The sequence below is a fragment of the Sinorhizobium glycinis genome (assembly GCF_001651865.1).
GTDB classification, from domain to species: Bacteria; Pseudomonadota; Alphaproteobacteria; order Rhizobiales; family Rhizobiaceae; genus Sinorhizobium; species Sinorhizobium glycinis.
Window position 1 is genome coordinate 174,914 of the sequence record NZ_LPUX01000053.1, and the last position, 21,106, is coordinate 196,019.

The 21,106-nt window shown below is 63.1% G+C and carries 21 protein-coding genes; 10 read left to right on the forward strand and 11 right to left on the reverse strand.

The window, feature by feature from the left end; all coding sequences use genetic code 11:
* Window positions 1–59: 59 nt before the first annotated feature.
* From AU381_RS05790 to ribH, 4 genes are all read right to left on the reverse strand, one after another.
* The gene (locus AU381_RS05790; RefSeq protein WP_064240820.1) at window positions 60–2,195 is read right to left on the reverse strand and encodes a sodium-translocating pyrophosphatase; all 2,136 of its coding nucleotides are present in this window, start codon (window positions 2,193–2,195) and stop codon (window positions 60–62) included.
* A 303-nt stretch (window positions 2,196–2,498) separates the two neighbouring features.
* On the reverse strand, window positions 2,499–3,728 hold the full coding sequence (locus AU381_RS05795; protein WP_064240821.1) for an MFS transporter: 1,230 nt from the start codon (window positions 3,726–3,728) through the stop codon (window positions 2,499–2,501).
* A 6-nt stretch (window positions 3,729–3,734) separates the two neighbouring features.
* A complete protein-coding gene (gene nusB / locus AU381_RS05800) occupies window positions 3,735–4,217 on the reverse strand; it encodes a transcription antitermination factor NusB (protein ID WP_064240822.1) in 483 nt (160 codons plus the stop codon).
* Window positions 4,214–4,675 (reverse strand): 6,7-dimethyl-8-ribityllumazine synthase, encoded by a 462-nt coding sequence (gene ribH, locus AU381_RS05805; RefSeq protein WP_064240823.1) that lies wholly within the window; start codon window positions 4,673–4,675, stop codon window positions 4,214–4,216. The genes nusB and ribH overlap by 4 nt, the downstream gene beginning before the upstream one ends.
* A 245-nt stretch (window positions 4,676–4,920) precedes the next feature.
* On the opposite strand from ribH, the gene AU381_RS05810 reads away from it, so the two are divergent.
* The 7 genes from AU381_RS05810 to AU381_RS05840 all read left to right on the forward strand — a co-directional run bounded on the left by AU381_RS05810 (window position 4,921) and on the right by AU381_RS05840 (window position 11,806).
* Entirely contained in the window at window positions 4,921–5,466 is a 546-nt protein-coding gene (locus AU381_RS05810) for a cupin domain-containing protein (protein WP_064240824.1), read from the forward strand.
* 2 nt (window positions 5,467–5,468) lie between these two features.
* Window positions 5,469–6,005 (forward strand): GNAT family N-acetyltransferase, encoded by a 537-nt coding sequence (locus AU381_RS05815; protein WP_064240825.1) that lies wholly within the window; start codon window positions 5,469–5,471, stop codon window positions 6,003–6,005.
* Between the two features lie 327 nt (window positions 6,006–6,332).
* A complete protein-coding gene (locus AU381_RS05820; RefSeq protein ID WP_064240826.1) occupies window positions 6,333–6,683 on the forward strand; it encodes a hypothetical protein in 351 nt (116 codons plus the stop codon).
* A gap of 207 nt (window positions 6,684–6,890) precedes the next feature.
* On the forward strand, window positions 6,891–7,769 hold the full coding sequence (locus tag AU381_RS05825; protein WP_244520029.1) for a helix-turn-helix domain-containing protein: 879 nt from the start codon (window positions 6,891–6,893) through the stop codon (window positions 7,767–7,769).
* 295 nt (window positions 7,770–8,064) lie between these two features.
* The gene (locus AU381_RS05830; protein ID WP_082909823.1) at window positions 8,065–8,610 is read left to right on the forward strand and encodes a (2Fe-2S)-binding protein; all 546 of its coding nucleotides are present in this window, start codon (window positions 8,065–8,067) and stop codon (window positions 8,608–8,610) included.
* A gap of 2 nt (window positions 8,611–8,612) precedes the next feature.
* Window positions 8,613–9,590, forward strand: coding sequence for an FAD binding domain-containing protein (locus tag AU381_RS05835; RefSeq protein ID WP_064240828.1), 978 nt, complete (start codon window positions 8,613–8,615; stop codon window positions 9,588–9,590).
* Window positions 9,587–11,806 (forward strand): xanthine dehydrogenase family protein molybdopterin-binding subunit, encoded by a 2,220-nt coding sequence (locus AU381_RS05840; protein WP_064240829.1) that lies wholly within the window; start codon window positions 9,587–9,589, stop codon window positions 11,804–11,806. The genes AU381_RS05835 and AU381_RS05840 overlap by 4 nt, the downstream gene beginning before the upstream one ends.
* A gap of 63 nt (window positions 11,807–11,869) precedes the next feature.
* Here the strand turns inward: AU381_RS05840 and AU381_RS05845 are convergent, their stop codons facing one another.
* From AU381_RS05845 to AU381_RS05875, 7 genes are all read right to left on the reverse strand, one after another.
* Entirely contained in the window at window positions 11,870–12,490 is a 621-nt protein-coding gene (locus tag AU381_RS05845) for a riboflavin synthase (protein WP_064240830.1), read from the reverse strand.
* Window positions 12,475–13,665, reverse strand: coding sequence for a bifunctional diaminohydroxyphosphoribosylaminopyrimidine deaminase/5-amino-6-(5-phosphoribosylamino)uracil reductase RibD (ribD, locus tag AU381_RS05850; protein ID WP_064240831.1), 1,191 nt, complete (start codon window positions 13,663–13,665; stop codon window positions 12,475–12,477). The genes AU381_RS05845 and ribD overlap by 16 nt, the downstream gene beginning before the upstream one ends.
* 15 nt (window positions 13,666–13,680) lie before the next feature.
* The gene (nrdR, locus tag AU381_RS05855) at window positions 13,681–14,154 is read right to left on the reverse strand and encodes a transcriptional regulator NrdR (protein ID WP_026612571.1); all 474 of its coding nucleotides are present in this window, start codon (window positions 14,152–14,154) and stop codon (window positions 13,681–13,683) included.
* 12 nt (window positions 14,155–14,166) lie between these two features.
* Window positions 14,167–15,462: a serine hydroxymethyltransferase gene (gene glyA / locus AU381_RS05860; protein ID WP_064240832.1), complete on the reverse strand. Its 1,296-nt coding sequence runs from the start codon at window positions 15,460–15,462 to the stop codon at window positions 14,167–14,169.
* A 185-nt stretch (window positions 15,463–15,647) separates the two neighbouring features.
* On the reverse strand, window positions 15,648–16,976 hold the full coding sequence (locus tag AU381_RS05865) for a L,D-transpeptidase family protein (protein ID WP_064240833.1): 1,329 nt from the start codon (window positions 16,974–16,976) through the stop codon (window positions 15,648–15,650).
* A gap of 347 nt (window positions 16,977–17,323) precedes the next feature.
* A complete protein-coding gene (ldtR, locus tag AU381_RS05870; protein ID WP_064240834.1) occupies window positions 17,324–17,836 on the reverse strand; it encodes a transcriptional regulator LdtR in 513 nt (170 codons plus the stop codon).
* 130 nt (window positions 17,837–17,966) lie between these two features.
* Window positions 17,967–18,404 carry a DUF6163 family protein gene (locus AU381_RS05875; RefSeq protein WP_064241826.1) on the reverse strand — a complete coding sequence of 146 codons (438 nt, stop codon included), beginning with the start codon at window positions 18,402–18,404 and terminating at the stop codon, window positions 17,967–17,969.
* Between the two features lie 182 nt (window positions 18,405–18,586).
* On the opposite strand from AU381_RS05875, the gene hemB reads away from it, so the two are divergent.
* From hemB to AU381_RS05890, 3 genes are all read left to right on the forward strand, one after another.
* Complete coding sequence (gene hemB, locus AU381_RS05880; RefSeq protein WP_064240835.1) at window positions 18,587–19,600, forward strand: porphobilinogen synthase; 1,014 nt, start codon at window positions 18,587–18,589, stop codon at window positions 19,598–19,600.
* A gap of 77 nt (window positions 19,601–19,677) precedes the next feature.
* The gene (locus AU381_RS05885) at window positions 19,678–20,142 is read left to right on the forward strand and encodes an RDD family protein (protein WP_064240836.1); all 465 of its coding nucleotides are present in this window, start codon (window positions 19,678–19,680) and stop codon (window positions 20,140–20,142) included.
* A gap of 181 nt (window positions 20,143–20,323) precedes the next feature.
* Window positions 20,324–21,103, forward strand: a complete 780-nt coding sequence (locus tag AU381_RS05890) for an arginyltransferase (protein ID WP_064240837.1) — start codon at window positions 20,324–20,326, stop codon at window positions 21,101–21,103.
* Window positions 21,104–21,106 lie beyond the last annotated feature (3 nt).

Consider the following 21,106-nt stretch of genomic DNA (forward strand, 5'->3'; position numbering starts at 1 on the left):
TCAAAACACAAAAGACCCGCGGAACCAGGTTCCGCGGGTCTTTGCTTTTGCGGTCTCGGTCAGGCGAGCACGGCCAACAGCAGCAGTGCCACGATGTTGGTGATCTTGATCGCCGGATTGACGGCCGGACCGGCCGTATCCTTGTAAGGATCGCCGACCGTGTCGCCGGTGACCGACGCCTTGTGCGCCTCCGAGCCCTTCATGTGACGCGTGCCGTTCTTGTCGACGAAACCGTCCTCGAAGCTCTTCTTCGCATTATCCCAGGCACCGCCCCCGGAGGTCATCGAAACCGCCACGAACAGGCCGTTGACGATGACGCCAAGCAACGAGGCGCCGAGCGCCGCAAAGGCCGAGGCTTTCGACCCGGAAATCAGCAGCACGCCGAAATAGACGACGATCGGTGCCAGCACCGGCAAGAGCGAGGGAATGATCATCTCCCGGATCGCCGCCTTGGTGAGCATGTCGACGGCGCGGCCATAGTCCGGCCGGTCCTTGCCTTCCATGATGCCCGGCTTTTCCTTGAATTGACGGCGCACTTCCTCGACGACGGCGCCCCCTGCCCTTCCGACGGCGGTCATGGCAATGCCGCCGAACAGATAGGGAATGAGACCGCCGAAGATCAGCCCGGCGACGACATAAGGGTTCGAGAGATCGAACGATATCGTGCCGACGTCGGCGAAGTAGGGATGCTTGTCGCCATTCGCGGCGAAATAGGTGAGGTCGTTGGAATAGGCCGCGAACAGCACGAGCGCACCGAGCCCCGCAGAGCCGATCGCGTAGCCTTTGGTCACCGCCTTCGTCGTGTTGCCGACCGCATCGAGGGCGTCGGTCGACTTGCGCACCTCGGGCGGCAGGTGCGACATCTCCGCAATGCCACCGGCATTGTCGGTGACCGGGCCGAAGGCATCGAGCGCGACGATCATGCCGGCGAGGCCCAACATGGCCGTGACGGCGATCGCAGTCCCGAAAAGGCCGGCGAACTGATAGGTCGTGATGATGCCGCCGACGATGACGATTGCCGGCAAGGCGGTCGATTCGAGCGAGACGGCCAGGCCCTGGATCACGTTGGTGCCGTGACCGGTGACCGAGGCCTGCGCGATCGAGTTCACCGGCCGCTTGTTCGTGCCCGTGTAATATTCGGTAATCACGACGATGAGCGCGGTGACGACGAGGCCGATGATGCCGCACGCGAACAGGGCCCAGCCGGTGACGTCCTGGCCTGCAACGGTTCCAATCGAACCCCAGCCGATCGTCAGCGACGTCGCGGCGCCGAGACCGAAGATCGATAGTGCGCCCGTAACGATCAGTCCCCGGTAGAGCGCTCCCATGATCGAACCGTTGGTGCCGAGCTTGACGAAAAAGGTGCCGATGATCGAGGTGATGATGCAGGCGGCGCAGATCGCCAGCGGATAGACCATCACGGTCGCGAGCACCGGCGCACCGGCGAAGAAGATAGATGCGAGCACCATGGTTGCCACGACGGACACCGCGTAGGTCTCGAAGAGGTCCGCCGCCATGCCGGCGCAGTCGCCGACATTGTCGCCGACATTGTCGGCGATCGTCGCCGGATTGCGCGGATCGTCTTCGGGGATGCCGGCTTCCACCTTGCCGACGAGGTCACCGCCAACGTCGGCGCCCTTGGTGAATATACCGCCGCCGAGGCGGGCGAAGATCGAGATCAGCGAAGCGCCGAAGCCGAGTGCGACAAGTGAATCGATGACCTCGCGCCCGGCCGGTTCATGGCCGAGGCCGACGGTGAGTATGAAGTAGTAGACCGAGACGCCCAAGAGAGCGAGGCCGGCCACCAGGAGTCCGGTGATCGCACCGGATTTGAAGGCGATTTCAAGACCGGAGGCGAGGCTGACCGAGGCGGCCTGGGCCGTGCGGACATTGGCCCTGACCGAAACATGCATGCCGATGAAGCCGGCCGCGCCCGAAAGCACCGCGCCGATCAGGAACCCGATGGCGGCCGCACTCGAGAGCAGAACCCATGCGGCGATGAAGACGACGACACCGACGATGGCAATGGTTGTGTACTGACGGGCGAGGTAGGCCTGTGCCCCCTCTCTGATAAAACCTGCGATCTCCTGCATGCGGGCATTCCCCTGGTCGGCGGCCAGCACCGACTGTGTCGCCCAGATGGCGTAGGCCACCGAAAGCAACCCGCATGCGATAACGCCCAAAAGTATGGTCATTTCGCACTTTCCTCCGTTTAAACCCGCGGCCTCAACTCCCTGCCGCAGGCCCCTCTACACCGCGAATCGCATACCGCCTCCTCTACAGCGCCGCGCGTCCGATTGGACGCGCAAAGGTCGCTGTAGCACTTTGGATTGCTGCATGATTTTGTCCTCAAATCGTTTCCGATTTGAGGAATCATGCAAGCGGCATCCCCTCACGGCGCGGCCAGAGTGCGGTTGCGAATGTGGATCGTCAAGCCCCTGAAAATGCGGAAGGCTTCCCCCTGATGGTCAGGTTTCGTCAGGAAAGCGGGAGCGGCTTCAGGCTGCAGCTCTCTTGCCTGCACGCATCAGCAGAAAGAGGAGCAAGAGGCAAAGGCCCGCCACCGGCCAGATGACGGCATTGAGCATGTCCCAGCCGTATACGGCCAGAACTTTGCCGGAGGCGAAAGACGAGCCGGCGACGGTTGAAAACAGCACCAAGTCGTGGAAGCCCTGGACCTTGTCCGCCTCGTGCGGGCGGTAGCTCTGGGCAACGATTGCCGTCGCACCGATGAAGCCGAAGTTCCAGCCGAGCCCGAGGAGAACCAGCGCGCCCCAGAAATTCCAGAGCGCCACGCCCAGATGGGCGACGGCCGCACAGCCCATGAGCAGCAAGAGCCCACAGGCGACGACGCGCTCCGCGCCGAAGCGGCTTATCAGCCAGCCGGTGGCGAAGCTTGGAGCGAACATGGCAAGCACGTGCCACTGGATACCGAGCGTCGCGAGATCGCTCGAAAAGCCGCAGTCGACGACCATGGCAACCGGGGCGCCGGTCATCATGAAGGTCATCAGCGCATAGGAGGAGATGCCGCAGACCATTCCGGTCAGAAAGCGCTGGCTGCCGGCGATCTCGCGGAGCGACCGGGCCGGCAAGCCCGCTTGCACGGAAGACGCCGCCGTGGTCTCCGGAAGCCGCAGGGGCATGAAGAAGAGAAGGGCGAAGAGGCAGACGGGGATGAGAGCGACGAAAGCGCCGGCGAACCAGACAGGTGCGAAATAGTCGCCGGCGAAGATGACGATCTGTGGCCCAAGGATCGCCGAGACGATGCCGCCGCCGAGAATCCAGGAAATCGCCTTTGCCTTGTAGAATGACGGCGATGCATCCGCGGCGGCGAACCGCAGTTTCTGGGTAAAGCCGCTCGAAGACCCGAGAATGGCCAATCCGGCGGCGAAAAGCCAGAAACTCTCCTGGAAAAGCGCGGCCGCAGTGATCGTGCCGCCGATCACGGCAATCGTCGCGCCGGTCATGAATGCAAAGCGCCGCCCGACCGATCTCGACAGGATCGCCACCAGGATGACGCCAAGCGCCATGCCGACATTGAACGCGGTCAGAGGCGCGGTCGCGAGCGACTTGTCGTCGCCGAGCAATTGATGGCCGGCAATACCGCCGACGGCGAAGCTGATCGGCCCAACTACGCCGAGCAAGGCCTGTGCGACGGTCAGTAAAAGAACGTTGCGGCGGGCATCGCGAAAAACCGTTCCGATGTCGTCAGCGGCCGCAACAAACATGAGGGGCTATTTCCGCCTTTCGCCGCGGATCTGCTTGGCGATCCGGTCGAGGACGGCGTTGACGAGCTTCGGCTCCTCGTCCTCGAAGAAGGCCTTGGCGATCTCGACATATTCGGTGACGATCACCGGAACCGGGACGTCCTTGCGCTCCAGCAGCTCGAAGGTGCCGGCACGCAGAATGGCGCGGACGGTGGAATCGAGCCGTGAAAGCGCCCAATCGTCCTGCAGGGCCGATCCGATCAGCGGGTCGAGTTTGCGCTGGTCGCGCACGACCCCGGAGACGATCGACCGGAACCAGGAGGCGTCTGCCTTGAGATAAGTCTCGCCGTCCAGTTCCTGGCCGAGCCGATGCGCCTCGAACTCCGCAACGATCTCGAGGACGCCTGTTCCGCCGATTTCCATCTGATAAAGCGCCTGAACGGCCGCAAGACGCGCGGCACCGCGCTGGTTGACCTGCTTCTGCGGCTGATCCGAGGGAGTGTTCGTCACTGTTCTTTACTCAGCTTGTTCTTCAGTTCGATCATGGTCAGCGCGGCGCGCGCGGCAAAGCCGCCCTTGTCGCCTTCCGACCGGCGGGCACGCGCCCACGCCTGTTCCTCATTCTCCACCGTCAGGATGCCGTTGCCGAGAGCCAGGCTTTCGCTCACGGCAAGATCCATCAAAGCGCGCGCGGACTCGTTGGCGACGATGTCGAAATGGTAGGTTTCGCCGCGGATCACCATGCCAAGCGCAACGAAGCCGTCATATTCGATGCCGCCGTCGTCGGCGCCGTCGAGCGCCATGGCGATGGCCGCGGGAATTTCCAGCGCCCCCGGGACCGTGACAATATCATAGGCCGCACCAGCTGCGTCGAGCGCATGTTTCGCTCCGTCGAGCATTGCATCCGCCATTTCGTCATAGAAGCGCGCTTCCACAATCAGGATGCGGACGGGCTTGGTCTTCGCCATGGATCACCTGTCTTGAAATATCGGCCGGGCTTGGCCGGCGCAGGCGGCGGTCAAACCACGGCCTGCGCCGAATGGCAAGCAAATTCCTCCTTGCGGTGGTCATTTGCCGCGCCACGCGGCGCTCCAGGCCACACGAAGACAATTCCGGCGTATACTAGTATTTAAACCTCAAGTATATTGCAGCCGATTCTGCAAGGTGAAGCTGTCCATTCTGACGAAGGGCAGCCACGGCCGGGAGGAAAGCCATGACGGAAGTCCAAAAGCCGATCGTCAGCCTGAGCGAGCTTGGCCTCAATCACTGGCACAGAGGCTCCTTCTTCGAATCGCGCGACGCCTCGTTCGGCGCGCTTCTTGGCCTGAAGGACCTCGGCATCAGCTATGGCGAGGTGCCGCCCGGCAAATCCGGCTGCCCCTTTCACAACCACCATGTCGAGGAAGAACTGTTCGTCATTCTCGAGGGAGAGGGAACATACCGCTTCGGCGGAGAACGCTACGCCGTCGGCCCCGGCGACGTGCTCGGCGCACCGGCCGGCGGCCCCGAGACGGCGCATCACCTGATCAATACCGGAACACTGCCGCTCAAGTACCTGTCCATATCGACCATGGCGGCGACGGAAATCTGCGAATATCCCGATTCCGGGAAGTTCCTGGCCAGGACCCGGCGGGCCGACATAGGCGAGACTTCGTTCGACTTTATCGGCCGCCCTCGATCGGCAACGGACTATTGGGACGGCGAGCCGGGCTGTGCTCCGGACCTGACTCCACTTCCCCTATCAGCCAAACCGGAGTGAAAATGCATCGTGTGCCCGTAATCGAAACCGAGCGGCTTCTACTGCGCCCCTACCGGCGCGACGACTTTCCCTCCTACAGCGCGCTCTTCGGGGACGAGGAGGTGACGCGTCACGTAGGTGGCGTTCCCTACACGCGCGAACAATCCTGGACTCGCTTCTTGCGCCAGGTCGGGATGTGGCACTATTTCGGCTTCGGTTTCTTCGCGATCCAGGAGAAGGAGGGCGGTGCGTTCATCGGCGAAGCCGGCTTCCACGATCCCCATCGCCAGATCACACCATCGCTCGAGGGAACGATGGAGATGGGCTGGGCGCTTTCGCCGAAGAGCCATGGCCGCGGCCTCGCGTCGGAGGCCGTCTCCGCCGCACTCGCCTGGGGCGACCGCGAGTTTCCTTCCCTCAGAAAGACCTGCATCATCGAGCCAGGCAACGGGGCTTCGATCAGGGTCGCGCTCAAGCACGGGTTCAAGGAATTCTGGCGCACGACCTATCACGGCAGACCGATGCTCATGTTCGAGCGGCGGCTAGCTGGCGCAGCCTGATCCGAACGCCGGGCTTCGGCGCTTTTGCATGCCCCCTCGGCATCGGCGAACATGAACAATTTTTAATTATTTTCAGCGGCTTACGTCATCGAAAGGGCCACATTCCGGCTCAGTTTCGTAACCGTTGGCACGGCGCGGCACCCGACAGCGAAAGGGCAAACGCCGCCTCAACCAGTCGAAACAGTCCAGCGCTCTCGCTGCGGATGGCCCCACCCGCAAACGGTCCGTGCTGGCCATGCGGAGCTCGCCCGACCGGCTCAGCAATCGCAACGAGTCACGCGTTCGATCGACCGGCCGGGCCGAGCCGCCAACCAAAGGAGCATGACAATGAACCGCATTGCGACTTTCTCCATCATCGCCGCCCTCTCCACACTGAGCTTCGGCGGCATCACCTATGCCACCGACGCCAAGATGAACTGGCCGAGCCACATCGACCAAAGCGTTCGCAACTTCAAGGGCGACAACGTCAGGATCGTCGACGTCGATACGTTGAAGCAGGAGAACCAGACCCGCATGTGGATCGATGAGGCCTCGGCGGAACAACGCGCCAGCCTGCTTGCCGCAGTCGAGGCCAACAGGCCGTTGTCCGCCAAACTGAAGGCGCAAAACGTCGAGATGAACAACATCGCCGGCGCCGAGGAAGCCGCCGATGGTGGTTTGACAATCTACGTGCGCTGATCTCGTCGAAAAAGCGGTAAGGGGGCTGGGAAACGGCGTGGGTTTCCCAGCCCGCCGCGTGGAGGCGTCCTCAATCGAGGGATGCCGCCCGACATTTCGCCCACTGCAACTGCAGTAAGCGCGTTTCAATTGCGCAACCGACAAAGTATAGTTCGCCTGCAGTTCGACTGTTGGGGGGCGCCAATGAGTGGGAAACTTGGGCAGCGCTTGGGCAGGTTCGTGGGGCTGGATGAGCCTCCCACTCTAACCACCCGTTACCTGCAATTGGCAGAAATCTCAGGTAGCCGGCACTGTTGGAACGACTCCGCAGCCGCGGCGCCCGTCCGAATGGAAACCAGCAATGGTTATCTGCTTTGCCTCCAGCGGCGCGAATTGCCCGCCATTCCGTATTGGGTAAACGGCAAGCCAGTCGCCATGATGCCGCTTGATCGAGGGCAGTTCCTATTTCTCGACCTGAACGAGGAGCACGCCTCGGTAACGCGTGGAACGGTGGATTGCGTCTCCATGTACACGCCGCGCGAGGCGCTTCGTCAGTTCGAGCAGGAGCACGATCTGAAATCGGTAGGAGAGCTTCGGACGGCCAACGGTGTGGCTTTCAGCGACAACATCATCAGGAATCTCGCAGGATGCCTGGCTCCTGCATTCGAGCGCCCGGAAACCACGAGCCGCCTTTTTGTCGATTACATCGCTCTGGCGCTGCTCACTCATCTCACCACCCATTACGCAGAGAACCCTGCCGTCGCGCGTCCGACAGGAGGACTGGCGCCGTGGCAGGAACGCCGGGCGAAGGAGATGCTGCTGGCCCATATGGACGGAAAGGTCGGCCTCGATGAACTCGCCCGCGCCTGTCGGCTCTCGCGCAGTCATTTCGCCCGCGCCTTCAAGGCAACGACCGGAACGTCTCCTCTGCAGTGGCTGCTCGCGCGGCGTATAGAACGCGCGCAGGAGCTCCTCCTCAAATCAGACTTGCCAATCGAGCAGATCGCAAGTCGCTGCGGCTTTGCGGATCAAAGTCACCTCACCCGCAGTTTCGTCAAAGCCATGAATGTAACGCCCGGCCATTGGCGCCGCCTTCGTCTCTCGTAGATAGATCCAACCTCCGGTTCACGCGTAAGTATCGGCGGCCTGTCGCGCTGATGGGAGACAGCACTCTCGTACAAAAAACAGCACTCTGATCACTGGCGGGCATCAGGGAAATAAATAGCGTTTCATCCGAAGCCGTGGGCATCGCGGACAGGAATGCATGTTCCCTTAGATCGCAGCCGTCGCACCGCATTCTCAGGAGGATCTGATGATCGACCGAGAGCCAACATCCAGCAATGCAGAAGCAGGTTCGCGGCCCGTCCCGACCCTGCCAATCTCGCGCCGGACGGTGCTTCAAATGACAGGAGGCGCCGCTTCGCTCGTGACAATCCCCAACATGTCCGCCCAGTCGGCCCCTGCTCCTGGCCAAATCGGCAAAGCCCTCGAACGGGTCCGTTTGATCGTCAACGGTGAGGCACGAGAACTCGAGCTCGATCCTCGGCAATCCCTGCTCGATGTGCTGCGCGAAACTCTCGACCTCACCGGTACGAAAAAGGGCTGCAACCAGGGTGCCTGTGGTGCCTGCACTATTCTTCTCAACGGCAGGCGGGTCGTTTCCTGTCTGACCCTGGCCGCCATGCACGACGGCGCCGAAATCACGACGATCGAGGGCCTTGCCAAGGGCGAAGAACTCCATCCGCTGCAGGCGGCTTTTATTCAGCATGAGGGGCTGCAATGCGGCTACTGCACTCCCGGCCAGATCATGTCGGGCGTCGGCTGCATCGCGGAAGGCCACGCGGGCTCGCCTGAGGAAATCCAGTTCTGGATGAGCGGCAATATCTGTCGGTGCGGCGCCTATCCGGGGATCGTCGCGGCGATAGCGGATGCAGCGGAGAGGACCTGACAATGCTCCCCTTCACTCTCGAGAAGGCGCAGACGGTCGAGGAGGCGATGGCGGCCGCCACAGCCGGCGCGCGCTTTATCGCCGGCGGAACCACGCTTGTCGATCTCATGCGCGAGGAGGTGGAGCGTCCTGAACGGCTCATCGACATCAACGCACTTCCATTGGCCGACATCCATGTCGAAGGCGACGCTCTCGTAATCGGCGCGCTCGCTCGGATGGCTGACGTCGCGGCTCACCCGGAGGTGCAGGCCCTTCAACCGCTCATCGCCGAGAGCCTGATCGAGGGCGCCTCGCCGCAACTCAGGAACATGGCCTCGATCGGCGGCAACTTGCTCCAGCGCGTCCGCTGTCCCTATTTCCGGATGCTCGACGCGCCCTGCAACAAGCGCGAGCCGGGCTCGGGCTGTGCGGCGATCGACGGTCTCCATGCCGGGCATGCCATTCTCGGCACGAGCAATCATTGCTTAGCAACGCATCCTTCGGACCTCGCGGTCGCTCTCGTCGCTCTCGACGCGACCATGCGGGTCATGGGTCCGCAGGGGGAACGCAACTTTCCGGTGGAGGACCTCTACCGTCTGCCAGGCGATACGCCGCATCTCGAACACACTTTGTTGCCGGGCGAGCTTATCATTGACGTGCATGTTCCAGCAGGAGCCTACAGCCGCCGCGCGCGCTATCTGAAAGTGCGCGATCGGGCCTCCTATGAATTCGCGCTCGTCTCGGCGGCGGCTGCGCTGGACATCGAAGGCGGCCGGATCCGCGAGGCGCGGCTCGCCGCCGGCGGCGTGGGCACGCGGCCCTGGCGCCTACGCGCCGTGGAGGAGGCGCTGATCGGCAAGGCACCGGACCGCCCGGCGTTTGAGGCGGCCGCTCGATTGGCGGTGCAGGACGCCCGGCCGCTGAAGCACAACCATTATAAAGTCGAGCTCCTGCCACGGACGATCGTCCGGGCGCTCGAAATGACGGGAGAAGTCGCATGACAACGAGTGTCATCGGAAAACCGCTGCCCCGAGTGGACGGGCGCGCCAAGGTGACCGGGGGTGCGCGATACGCGGCGGATTTCAATCAGCCGGGCCAGGTCTATGCGGTGATCGTCAGCGCCACTGTCGGCCTTGGCCGCATCGCCGGCATCGACAGCGCCATGGCCGAATCCATGCCCGGCATCATTGCGGTAATTACGCATCAGAACGCGCCTCGCCTGCCCTATGGCGAGCATAAGAGCTACATTGACCCTGCGGTCGGAGAGCGGCTCCATGTGCTGCAGGACGACCGCGTGCGCTTCTACGGGCAACCGGTGGCAATCGTCGTCGCCGACACACCCGACCGTGCCGAACGGGCCGCCTCGGCGCTGGAGGTCGTCTACGAAGCGGAGCGGCCGACCGTCGATCCGTCCGACCCGACAGTAACACCGATCGTTCCGGAAGCGGCCGCGGGACACGCCGACACTTCGCGCGGCGACGCGGATGGCAGGCTTGCCGGTGCGCCCGTGAAGATCGACCAAATCTACGAGATTGCGCGGGAAAACCATAACCCGATGGAGCCGCATGCGACGATCGCCGCCTGGAGCGGCGATCGTCTCACGCTTTGGAGCAAGAGCCAGTTCGTCGTCAATGAACAGGCGGAGATCGCAGCGATATTCGGCATTCCGGCCGGGAATGTGCAGGTCATCTGTCCCTTCATCGGCGGCGCCTTCGGCACGAGCCTCAGGACATGGCCGCATGTAACCCTTGCTGCCATGGCGGCGCGGCAGACCGGGCGAGCCGTCAAGCTCGTGCTGACGCGCAAGCAGATGTTCTTCACCACCGGTCACCGGCCGCGCACGCTGCAGCGAGTGGCGCTCGGCGCAACGGCGGACGGCAAGCTGACAAGTCTCCTCCATGAGGGTTCTGGCGAAACCAGCCGCTACGAACAGTTCACGGAGGCGCTTACCAGCGCCAGCGGCTACATGTATTCCTGTCCGAACGTGCGCACGCAGTACAGACTGCGGCAGCTCGACATCGGTACGCCGAATCATATGCGCGGGCCCGGCGAGGCGAGCGGCATCTTTGCGCTCGAATGTGCATTGGACGAACTGTCCTACGTCCTCGGGCTCGATCCTGTCGAACTGCGGCGGCGTAACGAACCTGAAATCGACGAGAGCGAGAACAAGCCCTTCTCCAGCCGCTCGCTGATGAAATGCTACGAACTCGCCGCCGGGCACTTCGGTTGGTCACGCCGAGCTCCGGAGCCGCGCTCCATGCGCGACGGACGTCTCCTGATCGGCATGGGGATGGCCTCGGCCACCTATCCGGCCTACCACGCGCCCTCCAGCGCACGCGTGCGCCTGCTCCCTGACGGCACTGCCGAAGTCGCCGTGGCGGCGAGCGACATGGGTCCGGGGACCTATACGTCGATGACACAGGTGGCTGCCGAAACGCTCGGCCTGCCGATGGACCAGGTGCGTTTCAGCCTTGGCAGCTCGGATTTTCCGCCTGCTCCGTCCCATGGAGGCTCATGGACAATGGCCTCCGTCGGCTCGGCAATTCGGGCCGCCTGCATCGCGGTGCAGGAGAAAGCTGCGAGGCAGGCTGTTGCCGACCAGCGACTGCCGGTGTTCGGCGCGGCGCTCGACGCTATCGAATGGACTGACGGCCGGCTGCGCCGTCCGGGCGACCTGTCGGCAGGCCAATCCTACGGAGAGGTCGTTTCGAGTCTCGGGGCGCCGATCGAGGCCGAGGCCTCCTCGCAGCGAGACAAGGACGCGGCCGAGCGCTATTCCATGCATTCCTTCGGAGCAGTGTTTGTCGAGGTCGCCGTCGATCCTGACGTCGGTACGATCCGCGTGCGCCGCGCTGTCGGCGCCTACGGCATCGGCCGCGTCGTCAATCCACGCCTTGCCGCGAGCCAGTGTACCGGCGGCATGATCGGCGGAATCGGCATGGCACTCATGGAGCGGACCGTTCTCGACCCGCGCGACGGGCGCCCGGTCAACGCCCACATGGCTGACTACCTTGTGCCGGTAAATTTAGATATCCCGCGGCTTGAGGCGTACTTCGTCGAGGAGGTCGATCCGCACGTCAACCCGCTCGGCGTCAAGGGACTTGGCGAGATCGCCCTCGTCGGCATGGCCCCGGCGGTCGCCAATGCCGTCTTCCACGCGACCGGCAAGCGCGTGCGCACCCTGCCGATCCGAATAGAGGATGTACTGACTGCTTAGCTTGCCCTTCGCATCCACTGGAGCGCATCGACCCTTTGGCCAACCGGCCGTCGACAGAAAGGATCACTCCCCCTTCGGAGCCGGAAATTCGGCAAGCCTAGCGGCATAGCGCGCCATGGTGTCGACCTCGAAATTGACGTGGTCGCCGGCCCTGCGCTCGCCCCAGGTGGTGACCTCGAGCGAATGGCGAATCAACAGCACGTCGAACTCGGCGCCATCCACCCGATTGACGGTGAGCGATGTACCGTCGAGTGCAACGGAGCCTTTCGGCGCGACAAAGCGGGCGAGATGTTCCGGTGCCCTGAGCCGGAATCGCACGGCGTCGCCTTCCGCCTCGACGGCGAGGATTTCCGCCTGGCCGTCCACGTGGCCAGAGACGATGTGGCCGCCAAGCTCGTCGCCGATCTTCAGCGAGCGCTCGAGATTGATGCACGTCCCCTCCCGCCAGTCGGAAATCGTCGTCAGCCTCAGGGCCTCTTCCCAGGCCTCGACTTCGAACCACCGATCGTTGCTGCCGGCCTCCGGCAGCGCCGTCACGGTCAGGCACACGCCGGCATGGGCGATCGAGGCGCCCATGTCGATCGTCGTCGGATCATAGCTGGTCGCGACGCGAAGCTTGATGCCTTCCCTGAGCGCCGTGACCTTCTCCACGGTACCGATATCGGTGATTATGCCTGTGAACATCCGGTATCTCTTTCGTAATCCTCGAAAATGTCGTCCCCGTACCGGGCCGCGCGCTCAAGCGAGAATCCCGCCGGTACGGTCGCCCGATCAAATGGGGATCGGATACCCTCTTCGCCAATGGTCGCCGGGCCTGTGTAAAGCAGAATTCGATCGACGAGACCCGCATCGAGAAACTGGCGCGCCGCCCGCGCCCCGCCTTCGACGAGAAGCGAGGAAATGCCGCGCGAGGCGAGTGCGGTTAGGAGGTCTTGGACGGTGTCCGCATTCAACACTTCGACGCCAGCAGCTTCAAGGGTTTTTCGACGTGCGGCGTAATCGCCCCCTCTCCCCGCCTGCAGGGAGAGGGGCAAACTGTTCTGCCCCTCATCCGCCCTTCGGGCACCTTCTCCCCGCTCGCGGGGAGAAGGGTACGCCGCGTCGCCGGCGACGACGATCAGCGGAACGTTGCGCGCCGAGCTCACCAGTTTCGACCCCACCGCCAGATCGAGACGACGATCAAGGACGATGCGGATCGGCGAACGCTCTTCAAGCCCGGGTAACCGGACGGTGAGTTCCGGGTCGTCGGCATTTGCCGTGCCGACCCCGACGAGGATGGCATCCGTCTCGGCACGCAGCACCTGGACCTGGGCGCGCGAGACCGCACCGGTGATCCTGACCTGCCCTTCCCCCTTTCGGCCGATCATGCCGTCGGAGGAAACCGCAAGCTTCAGAGTCACATGCGGGCGTTTCATGCGCTGGCGCATGAGGTAGGCTTCGAGCACCTGCTCACCCTCATCGCGAAGGACACCGATATCGACATCGATGCCGGCGTCGCGGAGCATCACCACCCCACGGCCGGCGACGCGCTCGTCCGGATCGAGAATGCAAACGACGACCCGGGCGACGCCCGAGGCGATCAGTGCATCGGCGCAGGGCGGCGTCCTGCCGTGATGCGAACAGGGTTCGAGGGTGACGTAGGCGGTCGCACCCCGCGCCTTGTCGCCGGCGTCCGCGAGCGCCTGGGTCTCGGCATGGGGGCGGCCGCTGGACGCGGTTACAGCACGGCCAACGATCGTTCCGTCCATGACGATGAGGCAACCGACCGAGGGATTGGTGGATGTCAGACCGAGATTGCGGCGGGCGAGGCGCAGTGCCGCCGCCATGAATCTCTCGTCCTCACGCGTCGGCCCGCTCATATGTCGCTCCACCAGCTATTCGCTGGGATCGCGCGCGATCTTGGCGCTGATCTCGGCAATGACCTTCTCGAAATCCTCGGCGTGGGAGAAATCCCGATAGACGGAGGCGTAACGCACGAAGGCGACGTCGTCGAGGCTCTTCAGGGCTTCGAGCACCTGGAGACCGATTTCCTCGGAGGGGATTTCGGTCTCGCCGGAGCTTTCGAGGCGGCGGACGATGCCGGATACCGCCCGCTCGATGCGATCGCGATCGACCGGGCGCTTGCGCAGCGCGATCTCGAAGGAGCGCAATAGCTTGTCCCGGTCGAAAGGCACCTTCCGGCCGGTCTTCTTGATGATCATCAGCTCACGCAGCTGCACCCGCTCGAAGGTCGTGAACCGGCCGCCGCAATCCGGGCAGATGCGGCGGCGGCGAATGGCGTTCCCGTCCTCGGCCGGACGGGAATCCTTCACCTGGCTGTCTTCGGAACCGCAATACGGGCAGCGCATGCAACCTTCCGATCACATGTAGCCGTACATCGGGAAGCGGTCGGTGAGCTTCACCACCTTCTCACGGACGCTGGCTTCGACGGCGGCATTGCCCTCGTCGGAGTTGGCGACCTTGAGACCGTCAAGCACCTCGACGATGAGCTCGCCGATTTCCTTGAATTCCGCTTCCTTGAAGCCGCGCGTCGTGCCGGCCGGTGCGCCGAGGCGAACGCCCGAGGTGACGAAGGGCTTTTCCGGATCGAAGGGGATGCCGTTCTTGTTGCAGGTGATGTAGGCGCGGCCGAGAGCCGCCTCGGCGCGCTTGCCGGTCGCATTCTTCTTGCGCAGATCGACCAGCATCAGGTGGTTGTCGGTGCCGCCGGATACGATGTCGAGGCCGTTGGCCTTCAGCGTTTCGGCAAGAGTGCGGGCATTCTTGACGATCTGGGCCGCATAGTCCTTGAAGGAGGGCTGCAGCGCTTCGCCGAAAGCAACCGCCTTTGCGGCGATGACGTGCATCAGCGGACCGCCCTGGAGGCCCGGGAAGACGGCCGAGTTGATCTTCTTGGCGATGTCCTCGTCATTGGTGAGGATCATGCCGCCGCGCGGGCCGCGCAACGACTTGTGCGTCGTCGTCGTCGCGACATGGCAGTGCGGGAACGGCGACGGATGCTGGCCGCCGGCCACGAGGCCGGCGATGTGGGCCATGTCGACCATCAGCCAGGCGCCGATCTCGTCGGCGATCTCGCGGAAGCGCTTCCAGTCCCAGATGCGCGAATAGGCGGTGCCGCCGGCAATGATCAGCTTCGGCTTGTGCTTGCGCGCCTTCTCGGCGACATCGTCCATGTCGAGCAGGTGATCGCCTTCACGCACGCCGTAGGAAACGACGTTGAACCATTTGCCCGACATGTTCACCGGAGAACCGTGGGTCAGGTGGCCGCCGGAATTGAGGTCGAGGCCCATGAAGGTGTCGCCCGGCTGCAGGAGCGCCAGGAACACCGCCTGGTTCATCTGCGAACCGGAATTGGGCTGCACGTTGGCGAAATTGACGCCGAACAGCTTCTTGGCACGGTCGATCGCCAGTTCCTCGGCGATATCGACATACTGGCAGCCGCCGTAATAGCGCTTGCCCGGATAGCCCTCGGCATATTTGTTGGTCATGATCGAGCCCTGGGCCTCGAGCACGGCGCGGGACACGATGTTCTCGGAAGCGATCAGCTCGATCTCATGGCGCTGGCGACCCAGCTCCTTCTCGATCGCACCGAAGATTTCCGGATCGCTGTCGGCGAGAGAGCGGGTGAAGAAGGCGTCATTGGACTGTGAAAGCATCGGCTCGAGGCTCCTCTCAAAGGTGGCTGTTCCTTTAGCTTCCTCGCACGCCAAGAGCAATATCCGCTGTGCGGTTTGCGCCATTTCCACCATCCGCCGCGCCCAAATATCGCGGCCGGGCCGTCATGAAAAAGCCGCGCATCGCTAGGGATGCGCGGCTTTGATCCAAGAATTCAGCACTTTGCTTATTGCGGCAAAGCGTCGGCGTCGATCGGGCCTGGCGATTGCTCGACTCCGGACGTTGTCTGCAGGGCGAGCTCCGCCGCGCCGTCGCGCTGATAGATATCGTCGCGGAACTGGACGACGCGGTCCTTTGCCGACCAGGCGGTGATGTAGGTGAAATAGACCGGCACCTCTTCGGCAAGCTTGATCGGCGTATTGACGCCCGACTTGATGGTCGCCTCGATCTGCTGGCGCGACCAGCCTGGAGTTTCCTTGAGCAGCCAGTTGGAGAGGTCGCGGACGTTCTGCACGCGCACGCAGCCCGACGATTCGAAGCGCATCAGCTTGTTGAACAGGCCCTGCTGCGGCGTGTCGTGCATGTAGACCGAATGCTCGTTGTGGAAGTTGATCTTCGTCGAGGACATCGCGTTGATCTTGCCCGGATCCTGCCGGAACATCAGGTTCGGCGCCTTCTCGGCGTTCCAGTCCACCGTTTCGGGAGACACTTCGTTGCCGCTTCCGTCGAAGAGGCGGATGGCGTTGCGCTCGAGATAGGTCGGATCCTTGCGCATCAGCGGCATGATGTCCTTCTGGACGATCGAGCGCGGCGCGGTCCAGTAGGGGTTGAGGATGACCTCGTAGATCTTCGAATTGAGGATCGGCGACTGGCGGTCGATCTTGCCGACGACGGCGGTGTGACGCAGCACGACGCGACCGTTCTCGACCGCCTCGATATAGGCGGCGGGAATGTTGACCATGACATAGCGCCGGCCGAGATCGCCCGACATCGACTGAAGCCGCACGAGATTGGTCTCGAGCTGGGCCAGTCGCGTCGAGGCGTCGACGTTCAGCGCCTTGAAGGTGTATTCGCCGATCACGCCATCCGCCGGCAGGCCATGACGCGCCTGGAAGCGCTTGACCGCGCCGTCGACATAGGAATCGAACGAAGAGGAAATCCCGGCGGCGCGCGGCAGGTCGCCGGAAACCATCAGGCGCTGCCGCAGCTGCTGCACGGAGGGATCCGTGACTCCAAGCTCAAGCCTTACGCCGGTCTGCGGAACCTGGGGCCAGCCGCCGGCGGCAACGATCTGCTGGTAATCGAAGATCGCCTGCTGCACATGACCGATCGTCTGGGGGCCGAATACCGGCGTATTGGAAAGGACTGCCGTTGCCGTGCGAGAGGCTTTGGCGTCGAACTGGTCGTCCCAGGAGCCGCGGCGCGGCGAATTGATGAGCTCGCCCAGAGCATCCTGGGCACTGGCGGCGCCTGCCCATGCGGCAGCACCGAGCGTTGCGGCCGAGCGCAGAAACGCACGGCGCGAGAAAGCATCAATTCCGTTCTTTTTCGACATAGTCCCTACCATCCAAAGCGCAAAACGCGCGCTGCCCGACCCCTAGCACGAACATGGTTAACAAAGGTAAACCCCCGTGCCGCTCGGCTCTCCAAGTGCGTTCACGATGGCGCGAGCGAGAGCCATTCGGCAGGCCGGCCGCAAACGAATCGTCGCCGCCCTCGCACTTGCGCACCCGCCGCATCGAAGCGTCGCTGTCATAGCAATATGGCCAATTCGTGTCTCGGCCTCTCCTGATGGTAGTGCGGCGGAGTTGTGGACGACAACCCGGTCGTGAAAACCCAGCAAGGACCGGACACGCAGGGATTGCGCCCGACCCTTGGAGCTGGAGGTGAGTGTGCCCGTGATTACAGGCGATACATGATGCTGTCGTTCCAGAAGCGGTCGAGGCGCTGCAGGAGCTTGTTCATCTGGGTGAACTCATCCGAACCGATGCCGCCGACCTTGTGGATCGAGCCGATATGGCGCTCGTAGAGCCTGGCAACGGTCTCGGCAATCTCCTGGCCATCTTCCGTCAGGCTGATGCGGACCGAGCGCCGGTCGACGCGGGAGCGCTGATGGTTGATGAGGCCGAGATCGACGAGTTTCTTGACGTTGTAGGAGACATTCGAACCGAGATAGTAGCCACGCGAGCGAAGCTCGCCGGCCGTCAGTTCGGAATTGCCGATGTTGAAGAGCAACAGCGCCTGCACGGCGTTGACGTCGCTGCGGCCCTGCCGGTCGAATTCGTCCTTGATGACGTCGAGCAGACGGCGATGCAGACGCTCGACGAGGTGGAGGGATTCCATATAGAGACCACGGATCGTCTCTTCCTGCGGGTCCCGGGGCGCAGCTGCCTGCGGCTTCATCTTGGTGTTCATTGTCGTGCCTCACTGTTTCGTTTGGCGGTGTTTCTTTGTCTTCCCGCCTTGAGTGAGACCCTATCGAATACGTATAAAATTCTACTTAAACCGCAGCCTTAACATGTACTTACCATCCGCGAAGCCTGTCTCACGGTGAATCAACCCTTACCTGCCGCGCCTGGCGCAGGCGCTGCCAGAAGAGCGCCGCACGGAAAAGAACGAAGGTGACGACGACCGATCCATGAAGCACGAGAAGCAGCGGACGTGCGCCGAGCATGCCGGGATAGAACTCGACCATGGCGGCCTCGATCGCGGCCGCAAGCACCCAGATAACCGGCCCCCAGGAGACGAGCAGCCAGAGCCCGATGGCGGCGACCGGATAGAGAACGGCAAGCGCGGTTGCCGCGGCGCGCCACTCCGGCGTCAGCAGATCGAAACGCCCCGCGCCTTCATGGGAAAAGCCGATCAGCATCGCCCAGTAGTTCAGCGCGAACCAGAAGCAGGAGGCCGAGACAAGCCGCAGGAACCAGCCGAACAGCACCTCAGTGAGCGATGGCTTCGGCACATGAGCAGAATCGTGAAGCATGGCCGGCAACATAGGCCGAGTGCCTCCGAACCACCAGCGCAAAGCACGGGAGCCCGCCCGAGCGCTGCGCGCGGAAGGAAATGCCGGAGCCTCTCGCCCTCGCAACTCGGTTTTCATTCTGCCGAGACGCGTGATAAACCGCCCTTCACCGACGCAGATGAAAGAAGAAGGACGCTGGCGCGATGAACGACAGGACAAATCTCGTGGACAGGATCACCGGGCACCGTCGGATGCGCCGCAACCGCAAGGCGGACTGGACACGCCGCCTGGTGCAGGAGAACCGCCTGACCGTGGACGATCTGATCTGGCCGATCTTCATCGTGCCGGGCAGTGGCGTCGTTCAGCCGATCGACGCCATGCCGGGCGTCAACCGCATGAGCATCGACAAGGCCGTCGAGGCGGTCAAGGAGGCGGCCGGCCTCGGCATTCCCGCAATCGCCACCTTCCCGAACATCGAGATGGGACTCCGCGATGAGACCGGGTCGAACAGCCTTGCCGCCGACAATCTCATCAACCAGGCGACGCGGGCGATCAAGAAGGCCGTTCCGAATATCGGCGTCATCACCGACGTGGCGCTGGATCCATTCACCAGCCACGGCCACGATGGCATCCTGCGCGGCGGCGAGATCGTCAACGACGAGACGGTGGAAGCGGTCGCGCGTGCGGCAGTCATCCAGGCGGAGGCCGGCTCCGACATCATCGCACCTTCCGAAATGATGGACGGGCGGATCGGCGCGATCCGCGAGGCGCTGGATGCAGCCGGCCACCAGAATGTCGGCCTGATGTCCTATGCGACGAAGTTCGCATCCGCCTTCTACGGCCCCTATCGCGAGGCGATCGGCACCGGCGGCCTGCTGAAGGGCGACAAGAAAACCTATTATATCGATCCTGCCAACGGCACCGAGGCGATCCGCGACGCCGCGCTCGACGTCGAGGAAGGCGCCGACATGCTGATGGTGAAGCCCGGCCTGCCCTATCTCGACATCTGCTGGCGGATGAAGGAGGCCTTCGGCCTGCCGGTCTTCGCCTACCAGGTCTCGGGCGAATACACGCAGATCAAGGCGGCAGCGGCGAACGGCTGGATCGACGGCGAGCGCGTGATGCTCGAAACGCTGCTCTCCTTCAAGCGCGCCGGCTGCGACGGCATTCTCAGCTATTTCGCCGTCGAAGTGGCAAAGATCCTGGCAAAGCGATGAACGGCCAGTCCGCACGAGAGACGCATTGTTTTGTCGAATTCGGTCCCCATATGTGATCGAAACGACGCGAGGCTGACATGAGCATGCACAACCAGGAACTCCGACTCCCGAGCCAGGACTGGCGCGCCTACCAGGGTGTTCTGTCGCGCCGGGTGTTTGCGTTCATAATCGACTATCTGATCGTCGCGCTCTTGTGGATCCCGGCTGCGGTCGTCGTGTTCTTTCTGGGCATCCTGACGCTCGGCCTCGGATTCTTCCTCTATCCGGTGCTCTTTGCGCTGGTGGCGATGCTCTATTTCGGGCTGACGGTCGGCGGCCGCGAGCAGGCGTCACCGGGGATGAGGATCATGGGCGTAGCGATCGCGCGGACCGATGGCCGGCCAATGGATTTCCTGACTGCTATCGTCCACCTGGCGATCTTCTGGATCGCCAATGCGCTGTTGACGCCGCTCATCCTGCTGATCGGGCTGTTCACGGATCGCGGCAGGCTGCTGCACGATCTTCTGATCGGCACCGTCGCCGTGCGGCGCGACATGTATTAACGGCGGCGGGTCGATCCAACGTGGCCGTTTCACGGCTTGGATGAATCCGGCCAAGCCGGAAGCGATCTCCCGGAAAAATTGCCGGCACTTGCTCGCTCTCGCCGAACGAGTGTGTTGACGTTTTTCATTCTTCGGCCATCCTATTGCAGAGTAACCTCGCGAAGAGTGACCCCCGCGCTCGATGAACACGCAGACCACATCGTCTCCGCAATTCTATCTGACCGCGCCGGCAGCCTGTCCTTACCTGCCGAACGAGATGGAACGGAAAGTCTTCACGCACATGGTGGGCGAGCGCGCGCCTGAGCTGAACGATCTTCTGACCCAGGGCGGTTTCCGCCGCTCGCAGAATATCGCCTACCGCCCGGCATGCGAGACCTGTCGCGCCTGCATCTCGGTCCGCATCCTCGCCAACGAGTTCAGGCCCACCCGATCGATGCGTCGCGTGCTCGCGGCCAATCAGGACGTAGTCTCCACCGAATACGCTGCCGAACCATCGAGCGAGCAGTACAACCTTTTCCGCCGCTACCTGGATCGCCGGCACCAGAGGGGGGGCATGTCGGACATGTCGGTGCTCGACTACGCCATGATGGTCGAGGACACCCATGTCCACACGAAGATCATCGAATACCGGCTTCGGGCCGAAGGCGATGGCATCAGCGAGAAAGCCAAGGGGCCGCTGATCGCCACGGCGCTCACCGACCGGATGGGCGACGGGCTGTCGATGGTCTATTCCTTCTTCGATCCTGGCCTCGCAAACCGCTCCCTCGGCACCTTCATGATCCTCGACCATATCCGCCGGGCGAAGGAACGGGGCCTGCCGCACGTCTATCTCGGCTATTGGGTCAAGGGCTCCCGCAAGATGGGGTACAAGACAAAGTTTTTGCCGCAGGAGCACCTTATGGCCCGCGGTTGGGAGCGTTATGCTGGCGGGCAAGATTCTCCTGAAACCGCCACGGATTGACGA